The following is a 13,179-nucleotide window of genomic DNA, read 5'->3' as shown; positions in this document are numbered from 1 at the left end:
GGTGCGCCGGGTTTATGGCGGGAAATAGGCAATGTTCCCGGGCGGCCGGGCGACGCGAGGGTTGTTCAGAAACTGTTGCCAAAACGTCACAATTATCGGAGCGAACATCATGGGGGCAATTTGTTGCGCTGGCCGAACGCCGGATGACGCACCGAAACAAAACGGCCGGGCAACGCCCGGCCGTTTTGTCGTTTAAAATTTAATAGTTAGAACTTGATCTTGACGGAAGCCGAACCAGCGAGAAGCAGGTCGTTGCCGTAGGTGTAGGTAACGGCATTTGCCACGTCGCCGACACCGCTGAAAGTCGATGACCCGCTCGTCAGCACACCGATCGAGCCGCCCAGCCTGACCTCGACCTGATCGTTCGGCGAATAGGAGACGCCGCTGGCAACGGCCCAGGTATCCGACTGATAGCCGGAGGTCGTCGAGGTGCCGCGATCCCAGGTCAGCGAAACCACGCCCGACAATTGATCGGTGAACTTGTGCCCGATACCGCCCGTGACCGTCCAGCCGTCGCGATAAAGCAGGTCGAATGAAACGGGCGAGGGCAAACCGGTTACCGGACTGCGCACGCCATTGATGGCAATGACGCCAAGCTTGCTCCACTCCTGCCAGCGGACGGAACCAAAGGCCAGCCAGCCAGGAGCTATGCCGCTCTGCAGCTTGAATTCCAGAGCCTGAGGTATCTCAGCCGACGCCGAGACTGGGTACACGCCGGTAGAGCCGGGAATCAGATCCGCTGGAAAGGCGCCCCTGAAGCCGGTCGTGTCGACGGTTCCCGACAGCCCGTCATATTTGTAGCTCGAAGAGTACATCAGGCTGGCGCGCAGAGCGATCTCGGGGATCTCATAGGCTGCGCCCGCACGCCAACCCCATGCCTCGTCGGAAAGCTTGAAGACGCCGAGGCCGGTATTGCCGAAGGCGAGCAGTGTCTGACGGGAAAGAAACGCGTCTACCTGCTGGTAGGAGACACCGCCGATGAATCGTATGGCGCCCTTGCCGACGTTCACCTTGTAGGAGCAGGTGAGACCGAAATCGTCTGTGTCGACGGCGTATTTGACCGCTGTCGGCGAATAGGCGTTGTTCATGCCGAAATTCGCGTCCGCACCATACGGTCTCGTATAGGTGGCAAGACAGTCTACGGGCTCAAAGATGTTGGCCTTGATGCCGACATGCGGCACCGCATAGTCGCCACCAACATCCACCGCTGATGTCGACAAACCCGAGCCATCGAGGCGCTGCACATTCTTGAGTTTGCGCTGTGGCGAAACATAGGTGACGCCTGCGTCGAACGAATATGGCGCCGCGTCGAACAGCTGGTCGATATTGACGCCGCCCCGGTCAAAGCCCCCGGCTTGCACCGTCCCAGCCAAAGCCAGCGAAAAAGCCCCCGCGCCCAGCAGCACTTTCAGACGCGAATAACACATGAATCTCCTCCCCGAAATATCCTTGCATCAAGCTAGAACCAATTCAGGTTAACGGCGCAACAACGAATTCGCCGTGCGTACATGTACACCTTGGCTGAACGCATTTCCGACAAGGTGTCGGCCTTCTTACCGAGGCGGGAAAATGGCCGCCACAATACAGATCGACGAGAAAACTCGGGAAAAACCCCTAAATCACTACAGATCAGGGCATTTTGCGTGCCCAGTCAGCCATTGTTACATTATGGCAACAATGGGGCAAAAACATTCAGTTTGCCTCAAGATTTACGCTGCGGAATGCCTGTTTTCGTGGCAGGAGGCCTGTCTGGAAGGCAGATTCGTGACCGGCGAATCTATTGCGGCCAACAGGCCCAATTTGTTTGATCAGCCGGCCCAATCTGTTCGATCAACCGGCCCAATCCGTTCGATCAACCGGCATCGCGCACCCGCGCCAATGCCACCGAAAGCTTCTCTTGCGCCTCGCGATATTCGGCGAGTTTTTCACGCTCGGCCTCCACCACCTCTTCCGGCGCGTTGGCGACGAATTTCTCGTTGGACAGCTTCTTGTAGAGCCGCGCTATTTCCTCGGTCACCTTCGCAAGCTCCTTGTGCAGGCGCGCTGCCTCGGCGGCAAGGTCGATCAGGCTGCCGAGCGGCAGGCAGATCGTCGCCTCGTTGACCACGATCTGGGCGGATCCCCTCGGTGGCGCCTCGGCGAGCGAGATGTCGCCGACCCGCGCCAGACGCTTGATAGCCGAGCCCTGACGCTCGAGCCTTTCGTGTGTCGCGTCGTTGGCGCCGATCACCACGAGCGGTGCGATAGCCGCCGGCGGCACGTTCATCTCCGAACGCACCGAGCGGATGCCGGAGACAAGGTCGACCAGCCAGTTGATATCGGCGGCGGCCGCCTCGTCCTCGAAGTCGGGCGACGGCCATGCCGCATGACAAAGCAGCGATTGCCGTTGCCTGCCCTCGCCGGCGGTTTCGGCCCACAGTTCCTCGGTCATGAACGGCATCATCGGATGCAGCAGCTTGTAGATCTCGTCGAGTACGAAGGCGACGCATGCCCTGCTCTCGGCCTTGGCGGCCTCGTCGGTGCCCATGAACACCGGCTTCAGCAGTTCCAGGTACCAGTCGCAGAACTGGTTCCAGACGAAGCGGTAGGCGGCACCCGCCGCCTCGTTGAAGCGGTATGAGGTGATACCGTCCGTTATGTCCCGCGCGGCTCGCGTCAACTCCGTCAAGATCCAGCGGTTGACCGCCAGCTTGGCGTCCTGCAGCCAGAAATCGTCGTCGCGCGCCACTTCGTTCATCTCGGCGAAGCGCGTCGCGTTCCACAGCTTGGTGCCGAAATTGCGATAACCGGCTATGCGGGCCGGATCGAGCTTAACGTCGCGCCCTTGCGCTGCCATCACAGTCAAGGTGAAGCGCAGCGCATCGGCGCCGTATTCGTCGATGAGCTCGAGCGGATCGATGACGTTGCCTTTCGACTTCGACATCTTCTGCCCGTTCTTGTCGCGAACCAGCGCATGGACATAGACGGTATGAAACGGCTCCTGATCCATGAAATGCAGGCCCATCATCATCATGCGGGCGACCCAGAAGAAGATGATGTCGAAACCGGTCACCAGCACGTCGGTCGGGTAATAGGTCTTCAGCTCCCGCGTCTGGTCCGGCCAGCCAAGCGTCGAGAACGGCCACAGCGCCGACGAGAACCATGTGTCGAGCACGTCCTCGTCTCGGGTCAGGATCTCGCCAGGCTGGAAATTCTCAAGCTTGTCCTCGACCCAGGCCTTCCACGGCCCTTCCAGCGCCAGATAATATTCGACGGCGGCACCGAGCGCCTCTTCCTCGGTCTTTTCGACAAAGACATGCCCGTCCGGCCCGTACCAGGCAGGGATCTGGTGACCCCACCAGAGCTGGCGCGAAATGCACCAGGGCTGGATGTTTTCCATCCAGTCGAAATAGGTCTTTTCCCAGTTTTTGGGCACGAAGTTGGTACGGCCCTCGCGCACCGAGGCGATCGCCGGCTTGGCCAGTTCCGCCGCATTGACATACCACTGGTCGGTCAGAAACGGCTCGATCGGCACGCCGCCGCGGTCGCCATGGGGCACGGCGTGGCGATGCGGCTCGACCTTTTCGAGAAAGCCGCCCGCCTGCATCAGTTCAACGATCTTCTTGCGCGCATCGAAACGGTCCAGACCATCGAGGCTGTCCCAGACGGCCCGGCGCTCCGGTGTCACGTCCAGTCCGGCGAGAAAGTCCTCATTGTCCTTGAGGCTCACCGCCGCATTGACGGTAAGGATGTTGACCGCCGGCAGCCGGTGGCGCTTGCCGACCTCGAAGTCGTTGAAGTCATGCGCCGGCGTGATCTTGACCGCACCGCTGCCTTTTTCGGGATCGGAATACTCATCCGCCACCACCGGAATCCTGCGGCCGACGATCGGCAGGATGAGGTTCTTGCCGATGAGATGCCGGAAACGTTCGTCGTCGGGGTGGACGGCGACAGCCGTATCGCCCAGCATCGTCTCCGGGCGGGTCGTCGCAACGGTAATGAAGGTCTTCGGATTTTCCGGATCGAAGGTCATGCCTTCGACTGGATAGCGGAAGTGCCAGAGGTTGCCGTTGACTTCCTGCTGCTCGACCTCGAGATCCGAGATGGCGGTCAACAGCTTCGGATCCCAGTTCACAAGGCGCTTGTCCTTGTAGATCAGCCCTTCCTTGTAGAGCGTCACGAACACTTCGAGCACGGCCTTGGACAGGCCCTCGTCCATGGTGAAGCGCTCCCGGCTCCAGTCGGCCGAGGCCCCGAGCCGCTTCAGCTGGTTGAGGATGGCGCCGCCGGACTCGGCCTTCCACTCCCACACCTTGTCGATGAACTCATCGCGCGTCAGGTCGCGGCGGTGGATCTGCTTTTCCATAAGCTGGCGCTCTACCACCATCTGCGTGGCGATGCCGGCATGGTCCATGCCTGGTTGCCAAAGAACATTCTTGCCGCGCATGCGCTCGAAGCGCACCAGAATGTCCTGCAGCGTGTTGTTGAGCGCATGACCCATATGCAGCGAGCCGGTGACATTCGGCGGCGGGATGACGATGGTGAAGGCTTCAGCCCCCTCCTCGGCCCCGGCGCCGGCCCGAAAGGCGTCGGCCTCTTCCCAGATCCTGGCAATCTTCGGCTCGACGGCTTTCGCGTCGTAGGTCTTTTCGAGCATGGGAAAACGGTCCGCGCTGTCCGGAATTTGTGGTCCGGTGTAAATCGGAAGGTTGTTGCCAAGTCAACCGCAAGGGCATGGCCGATAGATAGCGCCGGGATGGTTCGGTGCAACTCGCGGAACTGAATGTTGCACGGCAATCGCTTCAGGTTTGCGCTGCCCCTCATTGCCCTGCCGGGCATTTCTCCCCGTATAGTGACGGGGAGAAAGACGCCTGTACTGAAGCTCTCGCCAATCACGAACGTTGCGGAAAAGGCGCCTAAATTGCGGTCAACCCCTTCTCCCCGTCACTATACGGGGAGAAGGTGCCGGCAGGCGGATGAGGGGCAGCGCCGACTTCGACAATTCGCCGGTCGAGCGCCGCCTATTGGCGGCTCTCCGAATTGCTACTGCGCGCCGCGCGCGACGCGCTCGATTTCCTCGCGCACCAGCCGCTCGACCAGCGTCGGCAGGTTGTTGTCCAGCCAGTCCTGCAGCATGGGCCGCAGCATCTCCTCGGCCATCTCGTCGAAGGTCTTCTTGCTGCGGCTGGCAAACGCGTCGGAAAGCTCGCCGAAGGCGGCGGCAACCTGCCGGCCCGTATGCTCCGAAAGGATTGCCGGACGTGCGGGCGGCGCCTCGCTGGCCGCCGGACGCGCCAATCCGATTTTCGAAGATTCCGGGCCGATTTTCGAAGATTCCGGGCCGGTTTTCGAAGGCTCCGGGCCGCTTTCCGAAGGCTCCGGCCCAATTTCCGAAGGCTCCGGCACAGGTCCAGCAGTCGCCTCGTTCTCGAAAACCTCGGCTTTCGGCTCGGCGTCCGGCGTCCGGAGTGGCTCGGCGCGCTCCGGCTTGGCCATCGCGTCGCCGACCGCGGCGATCTCGCGCCGCCAATCGGCAATGATGGTGTCGGTCGTCTCGGCAGCCTTGGCTGTCGCAGGCCGATCCGGCTTTGCGGGCGGTTCGGGAGCGGTGTTCACCTCAGCCAGCGTCACCGCTGCCTTTGCCGGGCCGGCGCGCAGCGGCGTTTCCAGGCGCTCAATGACCGGCGCGGCCGTTGGCTGCACCTCGGCGCGCGTGGCCGGCTTGGCGATCTCCAGTCCGCCGCGCAGTTCGGAGCGGAACGCATCCCCCTCCGCTGCCCGTCCGGCTGCCGGCGCCGGTTGCAGATCCTGGCGCAGCTCGTCCGCGTCGCCCGGCTGCTTGCGGCCGGTATCGCTGTCCTCGATGATCCTTCTGATGGAAGCCAGTATTTCTTCCATGGAAGGTTCGCGCTGTACGCTGCTTGCCGTCGCCATCGTCACATCCGCCGCCCTTGTGACTCGTTCTCAGATTTCCTGTCCGGCAATGCCGGATTCGAATCATGGCAACAGCGTAACCGACGGAACGGCTTGCGAGAATCCCCAATCTGGCGACATCTCGGATTTCAACAGATTAGGGTCGGGAGTTGAAAGCCCGCGCGTCGTTCGAGCGCGGGCTGAAAACACGGCTTGGCGATCAGCGGCCGTCCGGCGTGCGCAGGCCGATCCACTTGTCCTTGACGGCGTTGTAATGCTCTTCGGGCCTGTACTTCGTCACGTTGAGCGCAAGGCGGTCTGCCGACAAATGGCCAACCGCCGAGAGGATGGCATAGCTCGCCACCACCACGTCGCGTTCGGCGCTGACAAGATTGATCTTGGCAGTGATGAGGGTCGCCTGCGCGTTGAGCACGTCGAGCGTGGTGCGCTGGCCGACATTGCGCTCTTCGATGACGCCGTTCAGGGCAAGCTGCGCGGCGGCGACCACCTGCCGGTTGGCCGTGACGCTTTGCTGCGCGGCGGTGTATTGCGACCATGCCGAGGTAACGGCCTGGCGCACCTGGTCGCGACTCACGTCGACTTCGATCCGCGCCTGGCTGAGCGATTCCTTGTTCTGGCGCACGGTCGCCGAGGTCCGTCCGCCGGAATAGATCGGCACGGTCAGTGTCGCGCCGATGTTCGCCGACGTCCTTGTGCCATCCTGCGATGCCCCAAGGACGCCCGGAACCGTGTTGCGATAGTCGCCGGAAACGCCGGCGCTAGCCGAAAGCTGCGGCAGCAGCGCGCCTTCGGCCGATTTAACCGAAAACGCCGCCGCGTCGACCAGGTGCTCGGTGGCGAGGATGGCCGGATGTTCGGCCGATGCGATCGCGATCGCTGCATCGAGGCTCGACGGCAACAGCTTCGACAGCGGCGAAGCCGGCCTGAGCCTGCCCGGCTCGTCGCCGACGATCTGGCGATAGGTCGCAGCGCTTGCCAGCGCCGTCGCGCGGGCGGCGCTCAACTGCGCCACCGCGGAGGCACGCTGCGCGTCGGCTTGCGCGACGTCGGTGCGGGTACCTTCGCCGACCTCGAAGCGCGAACGCGCCGCACGCGCCTGCTCGGTCAGGAACTGCAGGTTCTGTTCGGTCAGCACCGCGATCTGGCGGTCGCGGATGACGTCCATATAGGCACTTGCCGCGTTGAAAAGGGTGTTTTCTTCGGTGTTGCGCAGGCTCTCGACCGAGGCGCTGACCCGCGCTTCGGCGGCCGCGACGTTGTTCCTGGTCTGAAAGCCGTCGAACAGGGTTTGATTGATCTGGACGCCAAAGTTGCCGGTAGTTATGCGCGCGGTTCGACTAGTACCATTGATATGGGTGCTGGTGTAGTCGATGTCCGCGGAACCGGTGATGGTCGGGCGCCAGCCGGACTTTGCGATTGCAACGCCCTCGTCGGTGACGCGAACGCCGGCGCGTGTCGAATTGAGCGAGGAATTGTTCTGATAGGCTTTTGAAAGGGCCCCGAGAATGGTTTCGGCCGAGGCGGCCATTGGAGACAGCGCTGTCGCCGAAACGAGGACAGCGGTAAAAAGCAACTTGCGTACAGACGGCACGTTATATTCCCTCATTCGTTTTGCACGGGAACTGCGCCACGCTGGCTTCTCCTTCTGATCAGCCGGCGCCGCGTTTTTTATCGTTCCCCCGCTGAAAGCCCCCAGAAACGCCCGGTTATGCAGATCAGCAACGATTGTTCAAACGCAAGCGATCATGACAGCGCCTTCGCTGCAAGGCAAAATCACTCAGAATTCGAAGGCGGGAATGCGTTCGAATCCCGGTAGTGGCTTAATTGCCGCATTAAATGCGCGTCTTCCCGTTACAACCCCTCCAGTCTTAAAAAAAAGCCGGGCTACGCCCGAATTGCCCTGCCCCTCCACGGCGACGAGTCGGCCGCCTTCGGCAAGCTGGTCGAACAGCGCCGCCGGCACGTCCCCGACGCTGCCGCCGATCAGGATCACGTCGTAAGGTGCCTTGGCGGCATGGCCTTGCGGCAGCGGCCCGTGGACCACGGTGACATTGCCGCAACCCAGCGCCGCAAGCATCGAAGTGGCGGTCTCGGCCAGCGCCGGATCGCTTTCCAGCGCCACCACGGACCTTGCCAGCCGCGACAGGATCGCCGCCGCATAGCCGGTGCCGCAGCCGACATCGAGTGCCGAATCGCTTGGGCCGATATCGCCCAGTTGCATAAGCTTGGCCAATGGCGACGGCTCCATCAGATAGCGCGGGCCATCGGCCGTATCGGCGATGCGGATGTCCTCGTCGATATAGGCAAGGTCACGCTGGCCGGCGCCGACAAAGGCCTCGCGCGGCACGACAAGCATCGCCTCGAGCAGCGGTGCGCTGGTCACGTCGGTGGTGCGGATCTGGCCGTCGACCATCTTCACCCGGCGTTCGGCAAAATCAGCGCTCATGTTCCAACCATCCGCTTGCCGCGCAAAGGCCGCGGCTGTTTCGACCGGAACTGAAGCCCCCTGGCGCTGACGCGCGGGAGCTCGGGCATTGGAGGCCTCGCCCGGAATCGAACCGGGGTGCAAGGATTTGCAGTCCTCTGCGTAACCACTCCGCCACGAGGCCTCATTGCTCCCGGCGTTCCACCCGGCTCCAATAGGTTGCGGCGAAAATGCCGTCAAGCGGCCACCATGCATTCCCAACGTTTCCTCGACATTCCATGCCCTGCCTTATCAACGCAATGCTCATGTTAGCAATAACATATTAGCTTATCGTTAAGCATGATTCTGGGCGACGGGAACCCGAAACCGGCGGCCACGTTGGGCAAAGAGGAGGCTCCGCCATGCGTCGAGCAGCTACGAAGGACGGCACGTCGCGCGGATTGTCGCAGTCTGCAGAGCTTGTGCGCTATGCCATCGACCGCCTCAGCATAGAAGGCGCAAACAGCCTGCCGCCGCGCGACCGGGCGCGGCTGGCATCGGCTACCGCCGTTCTCAAGGAGCTTTGCGAACGCCTGGAAAGCTGTTTCGACCAGCCTCGGTGAGGCCTGGACGGACCACGCCGCTCTCCGACATTTTGCCGGATACCGGCCTGTCAGCAGGGCAGTCTCAATCCGGCCGGCGCCGTCGCTCCCACCAGACGACGAAGCGGCGCCGGTGACGGCGCACCAATGCGAATTCGTAGGAGAGCACCAGCAATCCGATCGGCACCATCCAGAAACCCAGGATCGGCAGGAAGCCGAGAATGCCGCCGATGATCAGCACGACGCCGATCGCAATCCTGAGGCCGCGCGAGCGCGGCATGGTGAACTGGCGGCCGAAGACCGAGATTTTCCGGGCCGGTGGCTGTTCGTCGCTCATTGCCGTCATGTGAAATGTCGATCCGTTTGCATCAGTAGCACCATCAGCCGGAGAAAGCCGCAACGGCCTTTTCTGTTCCTTGACAGGCGAGAGACAGCTCATATGAGGGCGCTCGCCGGCCATTGCCAGCAAGCCTCGCGCCAAAAAGCACCGAAAAAATGCGAAATGCTTCTTTGCAAAGCCGAAACGGGTTTGCTATAGGCTGCCCCACTCACGCAAGAGCCTCTGTTCCCCGGTAGCTCAGTGGTAGAGCAACCGGCTGTTAACCGGTTGGTCGCTGGTTCGAATCCGGCCCGGGGAGCCACCGCCTCTTCTACGCCATAGCGCGATATTGCGCGCCAGCGTGCAATTTCTCCCTACGCGTCGATCTCCATAGTCCTGCCTCCAGAGTGTCAGAGCATCGAGGACCGATGAAATCAGGCGTAGAATAGCAGGGCTCGCCCGCCCACGCCTATTCGGCGGCTACCGCGCGGAAATACTGATGACCGGCGGCTTCGCGCCCGAGTGCGCCGTTCAGTTCGCCGCGGCGGCGTCCGAACGTTGCCGCCCGTTATTACTTGCCGTCGCTGCCTCAACGACAGCAGCTTACAGACGGGCGCGAGGTGTTCGTGGACGGCGGATTGCATAGCTTTGAGCCTGCGCGCGCGAGGCGTCGCTGGGACAAAGCGGAGAGGCCTCGCGCCAGATCTGCACAGGCAAGATCTCAACGCCTACTCGGTTGAACATGATCCGCGTGGACGTCGCGCCTGCGGCGTTGCCTGGAGAATTTACCCCCGTGCCTCCTGCCGGTGGGGAGGCTTCGCACCGTTCGTGTCCTAGTTGTCAAGACCCCAAAGATCCGTGTTCCGTTTGAAGTACTCAATTAGCATCTCGGTGAGCACCCGCACTTTCCGCGTGGGATGCTGACCCGGCGGTCGGACGACATACGCGGCCCCTGGAGGTACCGGATAGCGTGTCATGATCGGGACCAGCGCGCCGGAGGCCACATATTCATGTGTGATGCAATCGGGGAGCCAGGCGATGCCGAGACCTGCCGCCGCCGCGGCGGCAAGCGCCGTGGCGCTATCGGCCTTGAACCTGCCCTGCGGCTGGACCGTAACAATCTTGCTGCCATTTATGAACTGCCAGGCTTCCGTTCCCTGCATGAGGGCCTGATGGGTGACGAGTTCGTCCAGAGTCTCGGGTGACCCGTGCACCTCGATATAATCCGGGCTTGCGACAAGCTTTCCATGGATCGGCCCGACGCGCTTCGCGATCAGGTTGGAGTCTTGAAGGTAGGCGCCCCGGATCGCGCAATCGAAACCTTCTGCGATGAGATCGACGAAGCGATCGCTGTAGGAAGTATGGATGTGAAGCTTCGGGTGCAGACGCGCCATTTCCGCGAGCACGGGGGCGAAGTGGGTCGCGCCGAAAGTAAGCGGCATGGCAACCCTCAGGCGGCCGCGCAGCTCACCGGTGGGGAGGATCGTTTCCCGAGCCGTATCGATCTCTGCGCTGGCCCGGGCCGCATGGTCTCTGAACGCGATTCCCGCTTCGGTGAGCGCGGCGCCGCGGGTCGTTCGTGCAAGAAGCTGGACGCCAAGTTCCGCTTCAACCCGAAAGAGCCGCCGACTGACGATTGACTTGGAGACGCCGAGCCGGCGCGCGGCGGCCGATACGCCCCCTGCATCGGCCACTGCGACGAATGTCTGTAGATCTTCGATGTCCAATTCAGCGTTCCTCATTTCGCGACACAGCTTGCCTGATTATGGCACTACTGCATCACCAAAAGGAACGGCAAATTGCGTCCAGGCAACGTCGCCCGCTGGCGCATGTCTCCCGTGAACCCATTGCCGTCCATAGCGGCAGAGAAAGATTGCCGTCCATGGCGGCAGAGAAAGGAAGTCTTGATGACCCCTCGCAACGGCCTTGATTCGCTTCTTCGTCCTGAAGACTCGGTACTCGTTCTGATCGACCACCAGCCTTACCAACTCGCGAACCTGAACAGCCACGATCCGCAAGCTGTGGTCAACAACGCGACCGCGCTGGCGAAGCTAGCAAAAGCCTTCAATGTTCCGACCATTCTCACCAGCGTGATCGCGGGTCGTGGCGGCATCCTCTTCAAGCAGATCACTGACGTCTTCCCGGGGCAGGAAGTGATCGACCGGACTTGGGTGAACACCTGGCAGGACGAGAAGGTGGTGGACGTGGTCAAGGCGACCGGCCGCAAACAACTGATTATCGCAGGCCTTTGGACCGAAGTCTGCGTCGCGATGCCTGTCATCCAAGCCCTCGGCGAAGGCTGGGACGTGTCCGTGATCACCGATGCGTCGGGCGGCGTTTCGACCGAGTCCCACCAGATCGCCATCCAGCGGATGATCGCGGCTGGCGCAAACATGATGACCGTGATGGCGCTCGCTGGCGAGTGGCAGCGCGACTGGGCGCGCACCGAGCATGTCGAAGAGCTGACCGAGATTCTCATCCAGCACTTCGGCGGCAGCGGCATCGCCTTCCTGTGGGAGCAACAACTCCTCAAGACGCCTGTGCCGAGCGAAGGCTGATTCGGGCCGGGATGGCGAGCATTTCGGTGAGGGTCGGAATCGATCCGTTTGCCGGCCCTCGCCATCTCACCTCACAGGGAAGCCTTGTGATGCCGAACCCACCTTCACGAGCAGTCGCTCGTCGCACATCCTGGATAGATAGCATCGGGGATGCCGATGGCCGTGAGTTCAGCCGTGCGCACCTCGCCCCGCCCTCGCGGTAGAGCGATGGCCCGCTCCCTGAGCGTCGGTGTCGGCCCGCCGGCGAGGCGTAGGGCTTCTGCGCCGTCCGGTCACGTTTGCGCATTTTTGGCGACTCTGGTGCATTCTGGTGTAGGGGTATGGCAAATTCGTATTTCTCAGCTTCATCGACTCCGGCGAGCCAACGTCTTTTCTACGCTGAGGCGCGATGCAGCGCGCCGCCGTCCGACTTTTCTCCGCGTAACGATCTGGGTCAAGTTTCCACCAGCCTGGCGGACAAGAATTCGATGAAGCGCTGGGTCTTGGCTGGAATGAGGCGAGTTTCGGTGACGGCGTGAATGCTGACCGACGATCCCTGCCATTCGGGCAGGACACGCCGGAGCCTGCCCGAGGCCAAATCTTCGGCGACGATCTTCTCGGCAAGCAGGGCGATGCCCTGGTGGTTGACCGCCAGGGCGCGGATCATCCCGACGCTGTTGACTGTGAAGCGGCCTCCAACCTCGACTTCGACCTTGTTCATCCCCTGATGCAGGGCCCAGATCTTCGGCATGCAGATGCATTCATGCTCCGCCAGATCCGCCGGTGTCGCCGGCTCGTCGGACGCTTCGATGTAGCCAGGAGATGCATAGAGGTGGCGCGCGTGGCGCCCGATCAGGCGAGCGATCAGGCTGGAGTCTTCCAGCTCGCCGATGCGGATCGCTACATCGAACGGCTCGGCCACCAAATCGACGCGGCGCGGGGTCAGGTCGAACTCGAAGGTGATGCCGGGATAGTGCCGCACGAAATCGACGATGATCGGCGTCAGGTAAAGCGTGGCGAAGTCGACCGGGAGCGAGACCCGCAGGACACCGCTCGGCTGCTCCAGCATGGCGCCGAGCTGCTCGTGTGCGAGCCGTGCCTCGTCGACGATGCGCTTGCTTCGTTCGTAATAGAGCTGGCCGGCCTCGGTGAGCTCGATCTTGCGCGTCGTTCGATGCAGAAGCCTCAGGCCGATCGCCTTCTCCAGCGCGCTGATACGTCGCGACAGAGTCGAGTTGGGCATGCCCAGAGCCTCAGCCGCCTTCCGGAAGCTCCTCGCTCTCGCCACCTCCACGAACAGCGCCATGTCGTTCAAGTGGCTCACGCTATTGCTCCATATTTGGAATATTGATTTCACTTTTGCCGGATTTATCCCGACATTGGAATAGTGGACAAGGGCTCCAG

At 62.1% G+C, this 13,179-nt stretch carries 10 protein-coding genes and 2 tRNA genes; 3 read left to right on the top strand and 9 right to left on the bottom strand.

Annotated elements, in window-relative coordinates; genetic code table 11:
- Window positions 1–206: 206 nt before the first annotated feature.
- From NKI70_RS21050 to NKI70_RS21025, 6 genes are all read right to left on the bottom strand, one after another.
- Complete coding sequence (locus NKI70_RS21050; RefSeq protein ID WP_352644698.1) at window positions 207–1,427, bottom strand: OmpP1/FadL family transporter; 1,221 nt, start codon at window positions 1,425–1,427, stop codon at window positions 207–209.
- 425 nt (window positions 1,428–1,852) lie between these two features.
- Window positions 1,853–4,636, bottom strand: coding sequence for a valine--tRNA ligase (locus NKI70_RS21045; RefSeq protein WP_352724873.1), 2,784 nt, complete (start codon window positions 4,634–4,636; stop codon window positions 1,853–1,855).
- A 386-nt stretch (window positions 4,637–5,022) separates the two neighbouring features.
- The gene (locus tag NKI70_RS21040; protein ID WP_352577583.1) at window positions 5,023–5,913 is read right to left on the bottom strand and encodes a DUF2497 domain-containing protein; all 891 of its coding nucleotides are present in this window, start codon (window positions 5,911–5,913) and stop codon (window positions 5,023–5,025) included.
- Between the two features lie 199 nt (window positions 5,914–6,112).
- Window positions 6,113–7,504, bottom strand: coding sequence for a TolC family outer membrane protein (locus tag NKI70_RS21035; RefSeq protein ID WP_023676398.1), 1,392 nt, complete (start codon window positions 7,502–7,504; stop codon window positions 6,113–6,115).
- 186 nt (window positions 7,505–7,690) lie between these two features.
- Window positions 7,691–8,359 (bottom strand): protein-L-isoaspartate O-methyltransferase family protein, encoded by a 669-nt coding sequence (locus tag NKI70_RS21030; RefSeq protein WP_352724872.1) that lies wholly within the window; start codon window positions 8,357–8,359, stop codon window positions 7,691–7,693.
- A gap of 89 nt (window positions 8,360–8,448) precedes the next feature.
- Window positions 8,449–8,522: transfer RNA gene (locus NKI70_RS21025), tRNA-Cys, on the bottom strand.
- Between the two features lie 217 nt (window positions 8,523–8,739).
- Between NKI70_RS21025 and NKI70_RS21020 the strand changes: the two genes are divergently transcribed.
- A complete protein-coding gene (locus tag NKI70_RS21020; protein WP_156937330.1) occupies window positions 8,740–8,940 on the top strand; it encodes a hypothetical protein in 201 nt (66 codons plus the stop codon).
- Between the two features lie 64 nt (window positions 8,941–9,004).
- On the opposite strand, the gene NKI70_RS21015 is transcribed toward NKI70_RS21020, so the two are convergent.
- Entirely contained in the window at window positions 9,005–9,265 is a 261-nt protein-coding gene (locus tag NKI70_RS21015; RefSeq protein WP_023676401.1) for a hypothetical protein, read from the bottom strand.
- Window positions 9,266–9,485: 220 nt separating this feature from the next.
- Here NKI70_RS21015 and NKI70_RS21010 point away from each other — a divergent pair.
- A tRNA-Asn gene (locus NKI70_RS21010) sits at window positions 9,486–9,560 on the top strand.
- A 511-nt stretch (window positions 9,561–10,071) separates the two neighbouring features.
- Here the strand turns inward: NKI70_RS21010 and NKI70_RS21005 are convergent.
- On the bottom strand, window positions 10,072–10,965 hold the full coding sequence (locus NKI70_RS21005) for a LysR family transcriptional regulator (RefSeq protein ID WP_023676402.1): 894 nt from the start codon (window positions 10,963–10,965) through the stop codon (window positions 10,072–10,074).
- A 180-nt stretch (window positions 10,966–11,145) separates the two neighbouring features.
- On the opposite strand from NKI70_RS21005, the gene NKI70_RS21000 reads away from it, so the two are divergent.
- Window positions 11,146–11,796: a hydrolase gene (locus tag NKI70_RS21000; protein WP_352451920.1), complete on the top strand. Its 651-nt coding sequence runs from the start codon at window positions 11,146–11,148 to the stop codon at window positions 11,794–11,796.
- A gap of 433 nt (window positions 11,797–12,229) precedes the next feature.
- Here NKI70_RS21000 and NKI70_RS20995 read toward each other — a convergent pair whose 3' ends face one another.
- Window positions 12,230–13,099, bottom strand: a complete 870-nt coding sequence (locus NKI70_RS20995) for a LysR family transcriptional regulator (protein WP_352587837.1) — start codon at window positions 13,097–13,099, stop codon at window positions 12,230–12,232.
- Between the last annotated feature and the right edge of the window lie 80 nt (window positions 13,100–13,179).

Origin of the sequence: Mesorhizobium sp. M0500, assembly GCF_040321165.1 — a bacterium.
Classification (GTDB): Bacteria; Pseudomonadota; Alphaproteobacteria; order Rhizobiales; family Rhizobiaceae; genus Mesorhizobium.
This window is presented reverse-complemented; position numbering and strand designations above follow the sequence as displayed.